The sequence below is a fragment of the Ruegeria sp. BH8 genome, from assembly GCF_056538065.1.
The window spans coordinates 139,150-158,400 of record NZ_JBQFSP010000001.1; the positions used below are offsets into that span (position 1 = coordinate 139,150).

Annotated in this window: 16 protein-coding genes; 11 read left to right on the plus strand and 5 right to left on the minus strand. The window is 60.4% G+C overall.

Annotated features, from left to right (window positions below; translation table 11 throughout):
• Nucleotides 1–43: 43 nt before the first annotated feature.
• Both ACR0AD_RS00730 and ACR0AD_RS00735 read right to left on the minus strand, forming a co-directional pair.
• Nucleotides 44–1,171 carry an alpha-hydroxy acid oxidase gene (locus ACR0AD_RS00730; protein ID WP_480486309.1) on the minus strand — a complete coding sequence of 376 codons (1,128 nt, stop codon included), beginning with the start codon at nucleotides 1,169–1,171 and terminating at the stop codon, nucleotides 44–46.
• A gap of 39 nt (nucleotides 1,172–1,210) precedes the next feature.
• Nucleotides 1,211–2,986 carry a sensor domain-containing diguanylate cyclase gene (locus ACR0AD_RS00735; protein ID WP_480486307.1) on the minus strand — a complete coding sequence of 592 codons (1,776 nt, stop codon included), beginning with the start codon at nucleotides 2,984–2,986 and terminating at the stop codon, nucleotides 1,211–1,213.
• A gap of 180 nt (nucleotides 2,987–3,166) precedes the next feature.
• Here ACR0AD_RS00735 and ACR0AD_RS00740 point away from each other — a divergent pair, with 180 nt between their 5' ends.
• The gene (locus ACR0AD_RS00740) at nucleotides 3,167–5,812 is read left to right on the plus strand and encodes an ATP-dependent helicase (protein WP_480486305.1); all 2,646 of its coding nucleotides are present in this window, start codon (nucleotides 3,167–3,169) and stop codon (nucleotides 5,810–5,812) included.
• 4 nt (nucleotides 5,813–5,816) lie between these two features.
• On the opposite strand, the gene ACR0AD_RS00745 is transcribed toward ACR0AD_RS00740, so the two are convergent.
• A complete protein-coding gene (locus ACR0AD_RS00745) occupies nucleotides 5,817–6,107 on the minus strand; it encodes a DUF1330 domain-containing protein (RefSeq protein WP_480486304.1) in 291 nt (96 codons plus the stop codon).
• 370 nt (nucleotides 6,108–6,477) lie between these two features.
• Entirely contained in the window at nucleotides 6,478–6,702 is a 225-nt protein-coding gene (locus ACR0AD_RS00750; RefSeq protein ID WP_480486302.1) for a DUF1127 domain-containing protein, read from the minus strand.
• 889 nt (nucleotides 6,703–7,591) lie between these two features.
• Here ACR0AD_RS00750 and mraZ point away from each other — a divergent pair.
• The 10 genes from mraZ to ACR0AD_RS00800 all read left to right on the plus strand — a co-directional run bounded on the left by mraZ (nucleotide 7,592) and on the right by ACR0AD_RS00800 (nucleotide 17,693).
• Complete coding sequence (gene mraZ, locus ACR0AD_RS00755; RefSeq protein WP_209504537.1) at nucleotides 7,592–8,095, plus strand: division/cell wall cluster transcriptional repressor MraZ; 504 nt, start codon at nucleotides 7,592–7,594, stop codon at nucleotides 8,093–8,095.
• A gap of 4 nt (nucleotides 8,096–8,099) precedes the next feature.
• Nucleotides 8,100–9,092 carry a 16S rRNA (cytosine(1402)-N(4))-methyltransferase RsmH gene (gene rsmH / locus ACR0AD_RS00760; RefSeq protein ID WP_480486300.1) on the plus strand — a complete coding sequence of 331 codons (993 nt, stop codon included), beginning with the start codon at nucleotides 8,100–8,102 and terminating at the stop codon, nucleotides 9,090–9,092.
• A complete protein-coding gene (gene ftsL, locus ACR0AD_RS00765; RefSeq protein ID WP_209504535.1) occupies nucleotides 9,089–9,457 on the plus strand; it encodes a cell division protein FtsL in 369 nt (122 codons plus the stop codon). The genes rsmH and ftsL overlap by 4 nt, the downstream gene beginning before the upstream one ends.
• Entirely contained in the window at nucleotides 9,454–11,241 is a 1,788-nt protein-coding gene (locus ACR0AD_RS00770; RefSeq protein WP_480486299.1) for a peptidoglycan D,D-transpeptidase FtsI family protein, read from the plus strand. Before ftsL ends, ACR0AD_RS00770 begins: the two co-directional genes overlap by 4 nt.
• A gap of 22 nt (nucleotides 11,242–11,263) precedes the next feature.
• Entirely contained in the window at nucleotides 11,264–12,763 is a 1,500-nt protein-coding gene (locus tag ACR0AD_RS00775) for a UDP-N-acetylmuramoyl-L-alanyl-D-glutamate--2,6-diaminopimelate ligase (protein ID WP_480481877.1), read from the plus strand.
• Complete coding sequence (locus ACR0AD_RS00780; RefSeq protein WP_480486297.1) at nucleotides 12,760–14,154, plus strand: UDP-N-acetylmuramoyl-tripeptide--D-alanyl-D-alanine ligase; 1,395 nt, start codon at nucleotides 12,760–12,762, stop codon at nucleotides 14,152–14,154. The genes ACR0AD_RS00775 and ACR0AD_RS00780 overlap by 4 nt, the downstream gene beginning before the upstream one ends.
• A 36-nt stretch (nucleotides 14,155–14,190) precedes the next feature.
• Nucleotides 14,191–15,273, plus strand: a complete 1,083-nt coding sequence (gene mraY / locus ACR0AD_RS00785) for a phospho-N-acetylmuramoyl-pentapeptide-transferase (protein ID WP_267363338.1) — start codon at nucleotides 14,191–14,193, stop codon at nucleotides 15,271–15,273.
• Nucleotides 15,270–15,815, plus strand: coding sequence for an AAA family ATPase (locus ACR0AD_RS00790; RefSeq protein ID WP_480481873.1), 546 nt, complete (start codon nucleotides 15,270–15,272; stop codon nucleotides 15,813–15,815). The genes mraY and ACR0AD_RS00790 overlap by 4 nt, the downstream gene beginning before the upstream one ends.
• Entirely contained in the window at nucleotides 15,812–17,209 is a 1,398-nt protein-coding gene (gene murD / locus ACR0AD_RS00795) for a UDP-N-acetylmuramoyl-L-alanine--D-glutamate ligase (protein ID WP_480481871.1), read from the plus strand. Before ACR0AD_RS00790 ends, murD begins: the two co-directional genes overlap by 4 nt.
• Before the next feature lie 109 nt (nucleotides 17,210–17,318).
• Nucleotides 17,319–17,693: a glycine zipper family protein gene (locus tag ACR0AD_RS00800; RefSeq protein WP_480475937.1), complete on the plus strand. Its 375-nt coding sequence runs from the start codon at nucleotides 17,319–17,321 to the stop codon at nucleotides 17,691–17,693.
• A gap of 24 nt (nucleotides 17,694–17,717) precedes the next feature.
• Here ACR0AD_RS00800 and ACR0AD_RS00805 read toward each other — a convergent pair whose 3' ends face one another.
• Nucleotides 17,718–18,899 carry a BaiN/RdsA family NAD(P)/FAD-dependent oxidoreductase gene (locus ACR0AD_RS00805; protein ID WP_480486295.1) on the minus strand — a complete coding sequence of 394 codons (1,182 nt, stop codon included), beginning with the start codon at nucleotides 18,897–18,899 and terminating at the stop codon, nucleotides 17,718–17,720.
• Nucleotides 18,900–19,251: the final 352 nt, after the last annotated feature.

Below are 19,251 nucleotides of genomic sequence, written 5' to 3' on the forward strand. Positions count from 1 at the left end.
CCTCGGCACACTTATAGGGATGCCGCGTTGCAGCATCAATAATTTAGCGTTTCGTCTCAAACTGACATAGATCGGCCAGTCCCATCTGACCCATATTCGCGTGCAGATCCTGCCTCAGGATATCGATCACATGCGCAGGGCCTTTAGCGCCAAGTGCCGCAAGACCGTACAAAAAAGCACGCCCCAGCATGACAAAATCCGCGCCCAGCGACAGCGCACGCAGGATATCCAGCCCGCCTTCGACACCGCTGTCGAAAATCAGCGGCAGGCGGGTCGCGCTCCGGATTGCGGGAAGAACCTCGACGCTGGCCGGGGCTGCATCGAACTGTCGGCCCCCGTGATTCGACACCCACAGCGCGTCCACACCCACCTGTTCCAGCCTGTCCGCATCCTCGGGGCGCAGGATGCCTTTCACGACAAACGACCCATCCCAATGATCGCGCAGCCATTTGACGTAATCCAGATCCGGCGAAGTCCGCAGCAGGTATCCGACATGGGCCGTCGGCGGCAGATCGCCAGGGTCATCGATATATTTGTCCAGAGTGCGCATGTGCGGAACACCGCTGCGCAGCATACCCAAAGCCCAGGCGGGTCTTTGAGCGATCTGTACCAGCAGGCGCGGTGTCAGTTTCGGTGGCTGCCGCAGGCCCGAGCGCGTCTGCCGCTCCCTGCGCGATGCCACCGGGACGTCAGCGGTCAGAACCAGAGTTCGAAATCCCGCCCCGCGCGCCCGGTTCAGCATGTCCATGCGAATTTCTGGGTCCCTTGGCGGATACAGCTGGAACCACGCGGTCTCGCCCAGATAGGGGGCCAGGTCTTCGGGGCTCTGACTGGCCACCGTCGATAGCGAATAGGGAATGCCTGCCTTGGCGGCGGCCTGTGTCAGTAGCCGCTCTGCATCAGGCCAGACAAGCCCGGACATCCCGATCGGCGCAATACCGAAGGGCAAAGGACAGGTGCCGTCCAGGATTTTCACCGACGTATCGAATTCAAGGTCCCCATGCAGGATCGAGGGGCTCAGACGGACATCATCCAGTGCCTTGCGATTGCGATGCCGCGTCGTTTCAATCCCGGTGCCACTGTCGATATATTCCCACACGAAGTGCGGCAGCCGACGGCGTGCGCGGCGTTTCAGATCGGGAATACCGGGATAGGTACTGTGCAGGTCCATAAGGATTGATCCGGCCTGCGGGGCGATTCGGCAAGGTTTTCAAGCGGCTTCCGGCGATGGGCGTTTACCCGTTGCGGGAACGCGCCTGGCCTGCTCCAGCGCCCCGGCGGCGACGTGAACCTGATTGCGCCCCTTGTCCTTGGCGACATACAGCGCATCATCCGCGGCTCGCATCAGATCCTGCGGCATGGTGCCGTGGGCGGGGTAATGCGCGACCCCGACCGAGATTGTGATACGGGGCAGGGCCTTTTCGCCATAGCGGACAATGACCGCCTCGACCGACTGGCGCAACTGCTCGGCCCGGGTCATGGCATCTTCGGGGCTGTTGTCGGGCAGGATCAGCATGAATTCCTCGCCGCCGATGCGGCAGGCGATCTCGTCCCGGTCGCAGCCCTGTTCCAGCGCCGCGCCGACCGCGCGCAACACCATGTCTCCGGCGTCATGACCATGCGTGTCGTTGAATTTCTTGAAGTGATCGACGTCCACGGCAATCAGGCTCAGCGCGGCGCCGGTCTGCTGGCTGCGGCTGATGGCCTTGCGCAATGTCTCGGTCATGTGGCGGCGGTTGAACAGCCCGGTCAGCGGGTCGCGCACCGATTGGTCATGCAGCTGATCGCGCATACGGACATTGGCGATTGCCATGCTGATCTGTTCGGCGCACAGCTGCGCCAGCTTGCGGCTTTTATGGAAACAGGCCTCTCGCCCCTCAGCCGCGCGGAGATGCAACAGACCAACGGTTTCCCCGTGGGCCAGAATGGGAAAACAGAAATAGGGCCGCCCGTCATGCGGTTCGGCATGTTCGCAGACAAAATCGATCTCTGAGGCACCGAACTCATAAGTCCGGCCGCGCCTCAAGCCCCAGCATCCTTCCGGATGGATATGAGATTTATGCGTTCCCCCGTTCCAGCTGGCACACCCGTCCAGCACATCGCGCGAGTTGGAATAGACGTACACGCTGCCCTCAGCCTCGGGCAGGATATGGGTCATAAAGCGGGCCACCATGTCGAAAAGCTCATCCAGTGAGCGGCTCGATTGCAGCCACTCGTTCAACTCGCCCAGCAGGCGTACCTCACGCGCCAGGCGAAGCTGCTCTCCCATCAGTTCGCGTTCTTTCACGGCGCGCTTGTGTAGATCACGCATCTGACGGCGGTTGGTGCGGTGGACAATCAGGATGACCGTGGCCAGCGCCAGCAACGCGACGCTGCTCAGCAACGCCAGCGACAGACGCACGCGCGTGATGAACAGGGTTCTGAGATTGGTGATGTCCGAATAAAACTCGATAGCGCCAAGGAAAACGCCGTCTTTGATGATCGGTGTATAAACCTCGGCCACATGTCGGGTGAATGGGCCCGCATGTCCGGCGGGGTCATTGTCAATCGACTCAACCTCTGCCGCGGGTTTTTCCTCGTGGTTGTAAAAAACCCTTCCGGCGGCGACGACCGAATGGAAGTAATGTTTTGTGTTCACGGCCCCGACATCACTGGCCCGGGTCGACCAGAACACCTGACCGGACGCATCAAACAGCTTGAACCGGTAGATGTCCGAGGTTTCGGGCAGCAGCATCAGGAATTCCGCGTCATGCTCGTGCAGTTCATGGTACCGAAACGTTGCATCCAGATCGTTCAGATGGCTTTCGACCTGACGGCTTAGCTGCATGGCGTCTTTTCGCAAATCCGATTCCAACATGCGGTCCACAACCGGGGCAGGAGCCGCGTAGATGCCCCATCCCGCTGCCGCTGTCAGCGCGATCAGAATCAGGGTAACGCCCACAAGTTTCAGCCGTGACGACCCGCCCGTCAGTTCCTTCGCTTCCATCTGTTCCACTCCCACAGCAATGGAACCAGCATCCGGGCCAGGACTTGACAGAGGGTTAACAGCCCCACAGGGCAGCGGCATCTTTGTTTAGAATTGAATGCAAAAAGACGTGAAAAATCCTTGCGAACAAGCCGTGAACAAACTCTTTCCCTCGGCCTCCATCCGGCGTAGTTTGGGGTCATGAGCAGTTTTGACGAAATGGACGCCTTCGAAGGCGCATCCCTGTCGGCGCGGGCTATGGCCGTGCGCCCTTCGCCCTATCTGGATGAGCTGAACCCGGCGCAACGTGACGCGGTCGAACGCCTGGACGGCCCGGTTCTGATGCTGGCCGGGGCGGGGACGGGCAAGACCAAGGCGCTGACGGCCCGGATTGCGCATCTGCTCAACACAGCGCGCGCGCGCCCGAACGAGATACTGTCGGTGACCTTCACCAACAAAGCCGCGCGCGAGATGAAGGAACGAGTAGGCCGCCTGCTTGGCCAACCCGCCGAAGGAATGCCATGGCTGGGCACCTTCCATTCCATTTGCGTCAAACTGCTGCGCCGCCACGCGGAACTGGTCGATCTGAAATCGAACTTCACCATTCTGGACAGCGACGACCAGCTGCGCCTGCTCAAGCAATTGGTTCGCGCCGCCAATATCGATGACAAACGCTGGCCGGCACGAATGCTGGCGGGGATCATCGATGACTGGAAAAACCGTGCGCTGACGCCCGACAAGGTGCCTGCGGCGGATGCCGGGGCCTATAACAACAAGGGCATTGAACTTTATGCCCAGTACCAGACCCGTCTGCGCGAGCTGAATGCAGTGGATTTTGGTGACCTGCTGCTGCACATGGTCACGATTTTCCAGACCCACCCGGATGTTCTGGAACAATACCAGCGCTGGTTCCGCTACATCCTTGTGGACGAGTATCAGGACACCAACGTCGCCCAGTACCTGTGGCTGCGCCTGCTGGCCGGGGGGCACAAGAACATCTGCTGCGTGGGTGATGACGACCAATCAATCTATGGCTGGCGCGGGGCCGAGGTCGGCAACATCCTGCGGTTCGAAAAGGACTTTCCCGGTGCCTATGTGGTGCGGCTGGAGCAGAACTACCGCTCGACCCCGCATATTCTGGCGGCAGCTTCCAACGTCATTCGGGGGAACGAAAGCCGTTTAGGTAAAGAGCTATGGACGGCTGCAAAAAATGGAGAGAAGGTCAGCCTGATCGGTCATTGGGACGGTGAAGAGGAAGCTCGCTGGATTGGCGAGAAGATCGAGGACCTTGCTAACGGAAGTTCACCTTTTGCTAAACGAAGGCAAAACTCTCGATCAGAACAAATGATGAGAGAAGTGGAGCGTCTCGACGAATTGGGCGCACTACGAGAGCTTAATAGCAGAGAGCAAGTTCTTGATCAGTTGAAGGAGCATAAGAGCTTCTTTGCGGAAGATGGCTTTTGGGCGGAAGAAAGTAACCAAGACCTCGTTTGGGAATTGACAATGAGGCAACAAGAAGGGCTTTCGTTGGAAGCTACTTTCCAAAAGTTTGATCTCAACGAAATTGCCATCCTCGTCCGCGCCTCGCACCAGATGCGCGCGTTCGAGGACCGGTTCCTGACCATCGGTCTGCCCTACAAGGTGATCGGCGGCCCGCGTTTCTACGAGCGGATGGAGATCCGCGATGCCATGGCCTATTTCCGGCTGGTGACCAGCCCCGAGGATGATCTGGCGTTCGAGCGGATCGTGAATACGCCGAAACGCGGATTGGGCGACAAGGCGCAGCAGACCATTCAGATTGTGGCGCGTGAGAACGGCGTGTCTCTGGTCGAAGGTGCGCGGATCGCGGTTGAGAATGGCATGATCAAGGGCAAGGGCGGCAAGGCTCTTAAACAATTGATTGATGATATAGCTCGATGGCGGCGCGAGATGCTCGGCCCAGCCAAGATTGTCCAAGAGCCACATGATGAGTTGATAGAAGGGGAAATGCCCATTTTCGTTGGGCGCACCGTGTACGGTAAGCCAGAGCTGTCTCACATTGAACTGGCCCAGATCATCCTCGACGAATCCGGCTACACGGCCCATTGGCAGAACGACAAGACCCCCGAAGCGCCGGGGCGTCTGGAAAACCTCAAGGAACTGGTCAACCAACTGGACAATTTCGAAAACCTGCAAGGGTTTCTGGAACATGTCAGCCTTGTCATGGACAATGAACAGGACGGTGACGGGGCCAAAGTCTCCATCATGACCCTGCACGCGGCCAAGGGGCTGGAGTTTCCCGTCGTCTTCCTGCCGGGCTGGGAAGACGGGCTGTTCCCCTCGCAGCGGTCGATGGACGAAACCGGCCTCAAAGGGCTCGAGGAAGAACGCCGTCTGGCCTATGTCGGCATCACCCGTGCCGAAGAGGTTTGCACGATTTCCTTCGCCGCCAACAGGCGGGTATTTGGGCAATGGCAGAACTCGATGCCCTCGCGCTTCATTGACGAGTTGCCCGAGGACCATGTCGATGTGCTGACACCTCCGGGCCTTTATGGCGGTGGGCATCAGACGGCGGGCATAGAAACCCGCGCGGCCGAAGCCAATGTCTATAACTCACCGGGTTGGAGACGGTTGCAGGCGCGGCAGGGCCAATATGGCATGTCGCAACCCCGCGAAAGCCGCAACACGGTGATCGACGCCACCGCACTGGCCAGTTTCACGCTGGGCGAACGGGTGTTTCACCAGAAATTCGGCTACGGCGCGGTGATCGGGATAGAAGGTGACAAGGTCGAGGTCGATTTCGACAAGGCGGGCATCAAGAAAGTGGTCTCGCGTTTTCTGACCAACAAGGATGACGTCCCGTTCTGAACCGTCATATCCCGTCGACCAGAACCAGATTGGTGGTTGCGGTGGCCTGTCGGATCTTCGCCAGCTCAATGTAATCCGGGTCGTCCTTCCAGGCTTTCGCTGCTGCAAGATCCGGAAACTCCATCAACACAATCCCGCCTTCGGGCCAATCGCCTTCAATCCGTTCGACCGGTTTGGATGAGACCGTCAGCAGGCGACCGCCGTGGCGGTCGAAGATCGGCATGAAACCTGCCAGATAGCCCTGGTATCCGTCCGGGTCGTGAATGTTGATCTGCGCAATAAAATAGGCGGCCATGGCATCCTCCGCATCAGAAATCAGGACGCCACCCTACACCAGTGTCCGAAAAACAGAAAACGGCGGTTCCCAGGGAGGAGGAGAGGGAACCGCCGTCTTGTCAACATCAGAGCAGGGAGGAGGAGAGCCCTGATGTATGCGAACCCGGGTTTGAACCCGGTATGAGGAAGACGCGGCGATGTCAGGGAGGAGGAAGACATCGCCGCGCGCTTTCAACATCAAGGCAGGGAGGAGGACGCCCCGATGTATCCGTGTCCGGCGGGTTGAGGCCGGTATTAGGTGCGGCAACGTCAGGGAGGAGGAAGACGTTGCCGCTGATTACAGACCCTAAGGGAGGAGGAAGGGCCTGATCTCAGTATGCGTGTCGTGCTTATCGCGCGGTTTGTTCGTTTGCCGCCTGCAGGGCAACGCGGCGGATCATCGAGCGGTGCAGGCCAAGATCGGCCAACTCGTGGTTCGACAGGGCGGACAGTTCATTGACCGTCTGGCGATACATGCGATAGCGCACGAACCGGGTCTTTGCGTTTTCCAGAACTGCGCCAAAACCGAACGCCGGTGCGTTCTTTACTGCTGTATGCGTGCTTGCGACTGCCATGCTCATCATCCGTATCTTTTTGTCTTGCCGGTATCGTCCGGCCCTTGCTTGAGACTGAAGATAGGCAAATGCTGCAATTGCACAATAGGTCGCGACATCAATGCTGCTATGCAGCAAATGCATAGATTGGCTCAGTTTTTTCATTTCGCAGCGATGCGCCTTGAAAATATGGGGTCGACCCTAGGTCAGCTTTGACAGGGGCATTTGGCCCTTCCCGGTGGCCTGCCTTTGAATTGAGCGCACTCGGCGGGAAAATGGGCAAAACATATCCGTTCTGATGTTGACAAGGCTTGGGTAAATCGCTCGTGGGAAATCATGGGGCGATGTGGTCGCGTGGGGGAGATTGCTGGAAAACGACCCGAAATTCTGAACGATTCGAAGGGCGGATTGTGCATTTGAGGCCAATATTTCCAGTCCAAAAGAAAAGTGGGCAAAATTCTTGGGAAATCGCGGGAAAAATTTCGACCGATGAATTTTCCAATATATAGGGGTGTGTTATTCGCCACCCGCTAAAACTGGTGTCACGAAGCTCGAATCCTTCAGTGACAATCCAGTCTGGCCGTGTTCCTCATGACACGTTGCGCAAAATTCCTATTGATTTCCATGAATTCCCATGTCATCCCTTATACATCCGATGAGGACGAGGCAGCAGGGGCACCAAACGACCCCGACCAAAAATATTCAGGTTTCATACAGGCATCTCGCTTTCATCAACCAAGAGATCCGGCGCGCGGGCGAGCAGACATCCCCCCAGGTGGCGCGCGCAGCTGGACATCCCGCAAAGCGGGTCAATGCGGCGGGTTGATCAGTGGCAGCAGATCAACCCGCCGTTTTTCATCCGGGGGGAACGTGAATTCAAGGTGGGGCGCAAGCGAAAGGGACAGTCGTCTTGGCGCGCAGGTTTAGAGGTGAAAGCCACCACAAGGTGGATACGAAGGGCAGGGTGTCGATCCCGGCCTCGTTTCGCCGTGTGCTTGAATCGTCCGATCCCAACTGGCAGCCCGGTGACAACCCCGAACTGGTGATTGTCTATGGTGACCACCGCCGCAAGTTCCTTGAATGTTATACCATGCAGGCGATTGACGAGGTTGATGCCAAGATCGATGCCCTGCCGCGCGGCTCGATGCAGCGGCGGATGTTGCAGCGCATGTTCCATGGTCAGTCCTTCCCGACCAACGTGGACGAAACCGGGCGCCTTGTGCTGCCCGCCAAGCTGCGCAGCAAGATCGGTCTGGAAGGCGAGGCGTTCTTTATTGCCGCAGGTGACACCTTTCAGATCTGGAAACCCGAGACCTACGAAGTCGAGGAACTGGCCAAGACCGAAGAATGGATGGATGATCTGCCGGACGATTTTGATCCGATGCAGTTCCTAGACGGCACCGGGGATGCGTAACGGCATGGCCGGCGCTGCGTCCTCATCTGAAAAACCCCATATTCCTGTTCTGTTGCGCCCCTTGCTGGCCGCAGTTGCGCCGGTCACGGGCATCTGGCTGGACGGCACGTTTGGCGCGGGCGGCTATACGCGCGGTCTGCTGGAGGCCGGGGCCGACAAGGTCATCGGGGTAGACCGTGACCCGCTGGCCTTTGAAATGGCAGCAGACTGGGCGCAGGATTACGGCGACCGGCTGGTGATGCAGCCCGGCGTATTCTCGCGCATGGACGAATATGCGCAGGATCTGGATGGCGTTGTGCTGGATCTTGGCGTGTCCTCGATGCAGCTGGATCAGGCCGAGCGCGGGTTTTCCTTCATGAAGGACGGTCCGCTGGATATGCGGATGAGCCAGCAAGGCGAAAGCGCCGCCGATCTGGTAAACACAGCGACCGAGGCGCAACTGGCCGATATCCTGTTCCACTATGGCGAAGAACGCGCCAGCCGCCGGATTGCCAAGGCGATTGTCCGGGCGCGAACCGAGGCGCCGATCACAACCACCCTGCGTCTGGCCGAGATTGTCGAATCCTGTCTGCCGCGCCCGAAACCGGGGCAATCGCATCCCGCAACGCGCAGTTTTCAGGGTCTGCGGATCGCGGTGAATGCCGAATATGAAGAGCTGTTTCAGGGCCTTATGGCCGCCGAACGTACGCTGAAACCCGGTGGGCAGCTGGCCGTTGTCACCTTCCATTCCATCGAAGACCGGATGGTCAAACGGTTCTTTCAGTCGCGCGCGGGCAAAACAGGGCGTGCGAACCGCTATGCGCCCGAGATGGAACAGGACCAGCCGCAATTCACGCTGAAGACCCGCAAGGCCGTAGGACCCGACGAACAGGAATTGCAGGAAAACCCGCGCGCGCGCTCGGCCAAGCTGCGTGTCGTGATCCGCACCGATGCTCCGGCGGGGGAAATTGAGGCCCGCGCCATTGGAATGCCTCAACTTGGGGGAAGGGCAAGATGAAGAGTGTTTTGTATGTGTTGACTGCTCTGTCCGTGTTCGGATTGGCGCTTTGGGCCTATCAGGAGAATTATCGCACCCAACAGGTGGTGAAGGAAACGCAATCCCTGCAACGCGAGATCGGCATGGCGCAGGTGCGGCTGGCGGTCCTGAACGCCGAATGGGCTTATTTGAACCGCCCCGACCGGCTGCGAGAGCTGGCGGACCTGAATTTTGAACGCCTTGGTCTGCTGCCTCTGCGGGCCGAACAGTTCGGGCGCGCCGATCAGATTGCCTTTGCCGAAGACCCGGACCTGCCCATCGTTGACCCGATTGAATTGCAGGCCATCACCGACATTCAGGCATTGGGCGAGGTGCAGATCCCATGACACGCACGCCCCTTCGTCCACTGGCCCGTATCCTTGACGCCCGCGCCCGTGGCGAAAACCCAAAGGCGATCGAGCGTGAAAACATCCGCAAGCGCCACGAAGACATGAAAGACCGCGCCCGCGCCCGCGCCGAAGGGCGTCTGCTGGTGCTGGGGCTGTTCTTCTTCTGCGCATTCTCGGTGGTTGGCGTCCGCATGGGCATGTTGGCAACGTCCGAGGTGCAGGAGCCACTGGCCAATGCGCCGGGGGCCGCGATTGCTATGCAGCGCGCCAATATCGTCGACCGCGAAGGGCGCATTCTGGCCACCAATCTGGATACCTATTCCGTCTACGCGCAGCCGCCACTGATGATCGATCCGATTGCGGCAGCAGATCAGCTGGTCGCGATCTTCCCCGATCTGGATAAAGAGCGTCTGGTCAAGGATTTCACTGGCAAGCGCAAGTTCCTGTGGATCAAGAAACGCATTTCGCCCGAACAGAAACAGGCCGTGCACGACATCGGTGATCCCGGCATCCTGTTTGGCCCGCGCGAGATGCGCCTCTATCCCAACGGCAAGTTGGCCGCGCACATCCTGGGCGGCTCCGGTTTTGGCCGCGAGGGCGTCAGCGCCGCCGAGGTGATCGGTGTGGCCGGGGTGGAAAAGCAGTTTGACGACTATCTGCGCGACCCGGCCAATGGCAACAAGCCGCTGCAACTGTCGCTGGACCTGACCATTCAGGCCGCGGTCGAACAGGTGCTCTATGGCGGTATGAAGATCATGAACGCCAAGGGCGCATCCGCGGTTCTGATGAATGCGCATACGGGCGAGGTTTTATCCGCCGCCTCGCTGCCCTCATTCGATCCCAATGATCGTCCGCGCCCGCCGACCTCGGGGTTTGATCCCTCGGACAGCCCGCTGTTCAACCGCTATGTGCAGGGTGTGTACGAGCTGGGATCGGTCTTCAAGATTTTCACCGCCGCGCAGGCGGTTGAACTTGGGCTGGTAAACTCGAACACCATCATCGATACATCCGGCCCGATGAAGATCGGGCGCTTCCCGATCGGAGAGTTCAACGGCAAGAATTACGGCAAGATCAGCGTGGCGGATGTGATCGTCCACAGTTCGAACCGTGGCACCGGGCGTCTGGCGTTGCAGATCGGCGCGCAGCGGCAGCAGGATTTTCTGAATGCGCTTGGCATGTTCGACCCGACCCCGTTCGAGATTGTCGAGGCCACGGGCGGTGTGCCGCTGAAGCCAAAGAAATGGGGCGAGCTGAGCACTGTGACCATTTCCTACGGCCACGGCCTGTCAACCAGCCCGATGCACCTTGCAGCGGGATATGCGGCGATCGCCAATGGTGGGCACTATGTCAGCCCGACCATCCTGCGCCAGAACGGTCCACAATATGGCCCCCGCGTGATGTCGCAGGGAACCGCGCGTCAGGCGCAGAAAATGCTGCGCAAGGTGGTGACGGATGGCACCGCCAGCTTTGGCGAGGTGAAAGGGTATGACGTGGCTGGCAAGACCGGCACGGCAGACAAGCCCAAGCCACGCGGCGGGTATTACGAAGACAAGGTCATCGCCACTTTCGCAACGATCTTCCCGGCCTACGATCCGAAATATGTGCTGATCGTCACGCTGGATGAACCCTCAATCGTGGCATACGGCGAAAAACGCCGCACCGCAGGCTGGACCGCGGTGCCAGTAGCTGCCGAACTTATCGGTCGCGTGGCACCTCTGCTGGGCTTGCGTCCCCGGCTTGAGCCTGAGGCGGGCGCTGCTATAACGCTGACCTCAAACTAGGCTGTCCGGCAAGAGGTGGGTCATGGGCACAAGGACAAAGAAACTCAGCCAGCTGGCCCTGACCGCGCGAGGCGGGGTTAACCCCGAGATCACCGGTCTGGCCGTTGACAGCCGCGAGGTGAAAGACGGTTTCCTGTTTGCAGCCCTTCCCGGCACGCGGGTTCATGGCGGCACGTTCATTCAATACGCCCTGCGCATGGGGGCCGCCGCCATCCTGACAGATGCCGAAGGGGCGAAAATCGCAGCAGCTGATCTTGCGGCGTCGGACGCGGCGCTGGTGGTTGTCGAAGACCCGCGTCAGGCACTGGCCGGGGCCGCCGCCCTATGGTTCGGTGCGATGCCGCAGACGATTGTCGCGGTCACGGGAACCAACGGAAAAACCTCAGTTGCCACCTTTGTGCGCCAGATCTGGACCGAACTGGGCCATGCCGCCGTCAACCTTGGGACAACCGGTGTCGAAGGGGCATGGACCGCACCGCTGGCCCATACCACGCCCGAGCCAATCACCCTGCATCGCTGTCTGGCGGAAGCCGCCGAAAACGGTGTGACCCACGCCGCGATGGAGGCCTCGTCCCACGGCCTCGAACAGCGCCGCTTGGATGGCGTGCACCTGACCGCTGCCGGGTTTTCGAACTTCACGCAGGACCATCTGGATTACCACGAGACTTTTGAAGCGTATTTCGCAGCCAAGGCTGGGTTGTTCGACCGGGTTCTGCCGCAGGATGGCACCGCGGTCATCAATCTGAGCGATCCCAAGGGGTCTCGGGTCCGCCGGATCGCCCAGGCGCGCGGTCAATCGGTGCTGACCGTCGGGTTGGGCGACGCCGATCTGTGCCTGATCAACCAGCGGTTCGATGCCACCGGGCAGGATCTGCGATTTGCGTGGCAGGGCCGGACCTTCCAGACACGCCTGAACCTGATCGGAGGGTTCCAGGCCGAAAACATCCTGCTGGCTTGCGGGCTGGTGATTGCCGCGGGCGACAGCCCCGAACGGGTTTTTGAAACGCTGCCGCATCTGACCACCGTGCGCGGGCGTATGCAGCTGGCCGCAACCCGCGAAAACGGCGCGACGGTTTTTGTGGATTACGCGCACACCCCCGACGCCGTGGCCACCGCTCTCAAGGCGCTGCGTCCGCATGTGATGGGTCGTTTGATCGCCATTGTCGGCGCGGGCGGCGACCGCGATGCCACGAAACGCCCGCTGATGGGAAAGGCAGCTGCCAACCACGCAGATATGGTTTTCGTCACCGACGACAACCCACGCAGCGAAGACCCCGCCGCCATACGCGCCGCTGTCATGGCAGGTGCGCTCGAGGCAGCGGGCGACGTCAGCGTGACCGAGGTCGGCGACCGCGCCGAAGCCATTCTGCGCGGCATCGATGCCCTGCAACCCGGCGACGCACTGCTGATTGCGGGCAAGGGCCACGAAACCGGGCAGGTCGTCGGCGATCAGGTGCTGCCCTTCGATGATGCCGAACAGGCCAGCATTTCCGTCGCCGCGCTGGACGGGAGGGTCGCATGACGCTCTGGACAGCATCCGAGGCTGCTCAGGCAACGGGTGGACGGGTCACAACGGACTGGACCGCTGATGGTGTCTCCATCGACACGCGCACCCTTCAACCCGGTGATCTGTTTGTTGCGCTGAAAGCGGCGCGGGACGGGCATGAATTCGTGGCTCAGGCGCTTGAGAAAGGCGCAGGCGCGGCTTTGGTCTCGCATATTCCCGACAACGTATCGCCAGACGCACCACTGCTGATCGTTGATGATGTGCAGGCGGCGCTCGAGGCTTTGGGGCAGGCGGCTCGCGCCAGAACGAATGCGCGTGTGGTGGGGGTGACTGGCAGTGTCGGCAAGACGTCGACCAAGGAGATGCTGGCCGTGATCCTTGAAACACAAGGCAAAACCCATGCCAGCGTGGCCAGCTATAACAACCACTGGGGCGTTCCGCTGACCCTTGCACGGATGCCGCGCGACACTGAATTCGCGGTAATCGAGATTGGCATGAACCATCCGGGCGAGATTGCCCCGCTGGCCCGGCAGGCCCGCCCGCATGTGGCGCTGGTCACGACCGTGGCGGCGGTGCATCTGGAAGCCTTCGAGAATGTGGCTGGCATCGCCCATGAAAAAGCTGCGATCTTTGAAGGGCTCGAACCCGGAGGCGCGGCAATCGTCAACGCGGATATCGAGCACGCGGACATCCTGCGCCAAACGGCGCTTGGGCAGGGGGCCGGGATCGTGGATTTCGGCCAAGGCGCAACGGATTACCGGCTGACCGACGTTCAGCAGGGGGCGAACACCGTGACTGCCGAAGCTGCCGTTGGTGATCAGGTACTCCGCTTTGCGGTGAACTCTGCCGGTACGCATTTCGCCATGAACGCGCTGGGGGCCTTGGCTGCCTGCGTGGAACTGGGTGTCGATCTGGATGACGCTATCGCGGGGCTGCGTGCATGGTCCCCGGTCAAGGGGCGCGGTGTACGGGAAAGCATTCTTCTGCCCGGCGGCGGGCAGATCGAACTGCTGGATGACAGCTATAACGCCAACCCGACCTCGATGGAGGCCGCGCTGGACGTGCTCGCCGCCTCACAAGGCAAACGCCGCATCGCCTTTCTGGGCGATATGAAAGAGCTCGGCACGCAGGAAGAGGCGATGCACGCCGCCATGGCCGATGCCAATGCGATGGCGCATGTCGATCAGGTGCATTGTATCGGCCCGTTGATGCGGGCACTGCACCACGCGCTGCCTCCGGCGAAACGCGGCCTCTGGTCTGAAACCAGCACCGAGATGGCCGAACGGTTGCCTTCGCTGGTCAGGGACGGCGATACTGTGCTGGCCAAGGGCTCTCTCAGCATGGGATTGGCCTCGATTGTTGACGGTCTGCGCAAAATGGGGCAAGGGGGCGCGCTTGATGGGTGATCACGCCCATGCGCCTCGTGTGAGAAAGGTATTGTCATGCTGTACTGGTTGACCGCCCTGTCGGATGGCGGGGATTTCTGGAACCTCTTCCGGTATATCACCTTCCGCGCAGGCGGTGCCTTCATGACGGCACTGATCTTTGGGTTCATCTTCGGAAAACCGCTGATCAACGTACTGCGCAGAAAGCAGGGCAAGGGCCAGCCGATCCGCAATGATGGCCCCGAGGGGCATTTTTCCAAGGCAGGCACGCCAACAATGGGCGGTTTGCTGATTGTCGGGGCTCTTGTGACCTCGACCCTTGTCTGGGCGCGTCTGGATAACCCTTATGTCTGGATGGTGCTTTTCGTGACCCTGTCTTATGCGGCCATCGGATTCGCGGATGACTATGCCAAGGTGTCGAAACAGAACACCAAGGGCGTACCGGGGCGGATGCGCCTCGCATTGGGCGTGATTATTGCCGTGCTGGCTTCGCTTTGGGCGACGTTGCACCACCCCGAAGCGTTGCAGAACCAGCTGGCCGTGCCGGTGTTCAAGGACACGCTGGTCAATCTGGGCATCTTCTATATTCCGTTTGCGATTGTCGTGATCGTAGGGGCCGCCAACGCAGTAAACCTGACCGACGGTCTGGACGGGCTGGCCATCATGCCAGCGATGATCGCCGCCTCGACGCTGGGCGTGATTGCCTATGCGGTGGGCCGCGTCGACTTTACCGAATATCTCGACGTGCATTACGTGCCGGGCACCGGTGAGATCTTTATCTTTACCTCAGCGCTCTTTGGTGCGGGTCTGGGGTTCCTTTGGTACAACGCCCCCCCGGCGGCGGTCTTCATGGGCGACACCGGATCGCTGGCGCTGGGCGGCGCGCTGGGCGCCATTGCCGTTGCCACCAAGCACGAGCTGGTTCTGGCCGTCGTCGGCGGGCTGTTCGTGGTCGAGGCGCTGAGCGTGATCATTCAGGTCCTCTACTTCAAACGCACCGGCAAACGGGTCTTCCTGATGGCCCCGATCCATCACCATTATGAGAAAAAAGGCTGGGCCGAGCCGACCATCGTCATCCGCTTCTGGATCATCTCGCTGATCCTGGCGATGATCGGTCTTGCAACGCTGAAGGTGCGGTGACCAACCGCCGAATTGTTTTGTCAGGATGTTCCAGCGGAGGTAAGTCAACCCTGCTGCAGGAAATGGCGAAACGTGGCTACGCAACGGTTCCTGAACCTGGTCGACGTGTGGTCAGGGCCGAGCAGGATAGCGGTGGGAACGCGTTACCGTGGAATGACCCCGAGGCGTTTTGCAGAAAGGTGATCGGCACGGCTTTTGACGACATGGCCCATGCTCCAGCTGGTCTGGTTCTGTTTGACAGGTCGGCGCTGGATGCTCTGATCTGGTTCGAGCGCACGGGCACAAATCTTGAAAATGCACTGCGTGATAAGATTCTGCGGCTTGACTATGATTGCCGGGTGTTCCTGTTTCCACCATGGCCTGAAATCTATGTTCAGGACAGCGAGCGACAGCATGATCTGTCTGACGCTCTTGCGGAATATGAAGCTTTGTGCGACCGCTTACCGAAACTTGGTTTCCAGACAGTCCTTGTCCCGAAACGGCCCGTGGTCGAGCGGGCAGACTGGCTTGAAGCGCAGCTAGGCAAAGGACACATGAAATGATCCCGGTCAAAGGCTTTTCAGGGCAGAAAGTTGCGGTTCTGGGATTGGGCCGGTCCGGTCTTGCAACCGCACGCGCCTTGCGCGCAGGCGGGGCGGAACCGGTCTGCTGGGATGACAACCCCACAGCCCGCGCCAACGCCGAGGGCGAAGGGTTCTCCTGTGCCGACCTGCGCAAACAGGGGGCGTTTGACACCATTGCCACGCTCATCGTTTCACCGGGCATTCCGCATCTTTATCCCGAACCCAACCCCGTGGTTGCCGCAGCTTTGGATGCAGGCGTGCCGGTCGACAATGATATCGGCCTGTTCTTCCGCTCTTTTGCGGGGCCGGAATGGAGCAACTATGACACTCCGCCACGGGTCATCGCGGTCACCGGCTCGAACGGGAAATCCACCACCGCGGCGCTGATCCATCACATCCTGACCGAGGCCGGGCGCGAGGCGCAGTTGGCCGGAAATATAGGGCGCGGTGTTTTGGATATCGATCCGGGTGGCGATGGCTCGGTCGTGGTGCTGGAACTTTCCAGCTATCAGACGGAACTGGCCCGTGCGCTGACCCCGGATGTGGCGGTGTTCACCAACCTTTCGCCAGATCACCTGGATCGCCACGGTGGCATGGGCGGATACTTCGCGGCCAAACGAAGGTTGTTTGCCGAAGGCGGCCCGGACCGCGCGATCGTTGGCATCGATGAAACCGAAGGCGCCTTTCTGGCTGGCCAGCTGGCCGAAGGGCCGGCGGATGATCGGGTGATCCGTATCTCGGTAACGCGAAAGCTGACGGGGCCGGGATGGCAGGTCTTTGCGCGCAAGGGGTTTTTGTCGGAATACCGCAAGGGGCGGCAGGCCGGGTCCATCGACCTGCGCGCGATCAAGGGCCTTCCCGGTGCCCATAACCACCAGAACGCCTGTGCGGCTTATGCGGCCTGCCGGTCGCTGGGCCTTGCGCCACGCGTGATCGAAGACGCGCTGCACTCGTTCCCGGGCCTGCCGCACCGCAGCCAGATCATCGCCGAGGCCGACGGGGTTACCTATGTCAACGACTCCAAGGCGACCAATGTCGACAGCGCCCTGAAAGCGCTTATGGCGTTCAAAAAGATCCGATGGATCTGTGGCGGCCTTGAAAAGGAAGGCGGTGTCGCAGCCCTGAACGCAGCAGCGGATCAGGTGATCAAAGCCTATGTTATCGGTCGTGAGGCGGCGGGCTTTGCGATGCAACTGACGTCCGACGCACAGGTTTGTACCACGATGGAGGCGGCAGTGGCGCAGGCCATGGCGGATGCACAGGCGGGCGAGACCGTTCTGCTGGCCCCGGCAGCAGCAAGTTTCGATCAATATGACAATTTCGAACAGCGTGGCGACGATTTCACAGCGCAGGTGCAAAAACGGCTGGGCTAACACCGCACCTGCAACAGCCTGCCGGTAGATGTGGACATTTTTCAGTCAGATTGACACTTTGTTGGAATTGAGGTTGCGTCACCTTAAGTTCAATAAAGAGGAAGCGGAAATGTCTGCACGCAAAATTCTCTCCATCCTTCCCGTCGTTGCGCTGGCCGGGGCCTGTGCCAATAGCGGGGCGAATTATGTTCCTATCATCGACGGGCCTGTGGGTCCGAACTACCAGTCCGATCTGGCCAATTGTCAGGCGCTGGCCCGGTCTCGCCCGACGCTGGACAGCAACACCGCGGGCGCTGCCGCCATCGGCGCGGCTGGTGCGGCGGCGACCACAGCGATTATCGACAACAGCGCCAGCGATCTGGGCCGTGCGGCGGCCGCCGGTGCTCTGGTCGGTGTGGGTGCCAGCGCGATCAGCAACACCCAGAACCAGGAAGTGATCGTGCGCAACTGCATGCGCGGTCGCGGGTATAACGTCGTCGGCTAATGCCGCGCAAAACGGAAGTGTAGGTTAAATCTTGGCGGCAATGGCAACACCTGCGGCATGGCCTGATGACCACGCCCATTGAAAGTTGTAGCCGCCCAGCCACCCGGTGACATCCACCGCTTCGCCAATCGCATAGAGGCCAGGGACATCCTTGGCCTCCATCGTTTTCGACGACAGATCATCGGTATCTATTCCGCCCAACGTCACCTCGGCGGTGCGGTACCCTTCGGTTCCCGACGGTACCAGCCGCCAGTCAGACAGGGCCGCGACCAGATCAGACAGTTTCGCGTCCGATTGATCGGCCAGATTGCCGGACATCGGGATGATTTGGCTTAAATACTCGACCAGCCGGGACGGCAGATGTCGCGCCAGTTCCGTTGTCAGCGCCTTGCGCCCGGCGTTTTTCCGTTGCGCACGCAACAGATCGAACAGGGGCAGTTCGGGGATCAGGTTCACGCCGATCTCCTCGCCTTCGCGCCAATAGGAGGACAGCTGCAAAACGGACGGCCCGCTGAGGCCGCGATGGGTGAACAGCAGCGCTTCGTCAAAACTTGTGCGTTTGTTGGAAAGCCGCACGGGCAGGGAAACACCGGACAGGTCCTTGAACCGGCCATCCGAAAAGGTGAATGGCACCAGCGCCGCGCGGGTGTCGGTCACCAGCAGGCCAAACTGCCGGGCAATGTCATAGGCCAGCCCGGTCGCGCCCATCTTGGGGATGGATTTGCCCCCCGTGGCCAGCACCAGATTGGCACAGGTCAGATGCAGGCGCTGCCCCTCACGCTCGACCTCCAGCGCGAATCCGGCGTCCTCCTTGCGCAGATCACGCAGCGCGGTCTGCACCCAAAGCTCGGCGCCGGCGCGGCTCATCTCGTCCAGCAACATCTGGATGATCTGCTTTGAAGAGCCATCACAGAACAACTGCCCCAGCGTTTTCTCATGCCATTTGATGCCGTGCCGGTTCACCAGATCGACAAAATCCCACTGCGTAAACCGCGCCAGCGCGGATTTGCAAAAATGCGGGTTTTGCGACAGGAAATTGTCCGGCCCCGCATACATATTGGTGAAATTGCACCGCCCTCCGCCCGAGATGCGGATTTTCTCGCCCGGCGCCTTGGCGTGGTCGATCACCAGCACCCGCCCACCGCAACGGGCCGCGCACATCATTCCTGCCGCTCCGGCACCCAATATGATCGTATCGAACCTCATGCACCGCCCTTGGCGTGGATTTTCGGCGATGACAAGGGTGAAACCCGGCGCACCGGGCCTGAGGCAAAGGATTTAGTTGTCAGGTGAATGATTCCCGGAAAATCGGGGCCTGCGGGCGGTGACACCCTTGCACGGGGGCCGGTTTGGGCTGGTTGTCGGGATTTTGCGCGCGCGTCGCGGGGCGGGATTGGAAGGGTGCAGATCACAGAAAACTACGCTCGGGTCCGGTCAAATTGCGGCACCGTTCAGGTTGTGCAGGGCACCTGGTCCCGCCACATGTTAGGCCACCGAACAGGGTGGTGACTGGCTTGACCGGCTGAAACGGCGAGGGCCGGGCAACGTTCAGATACTT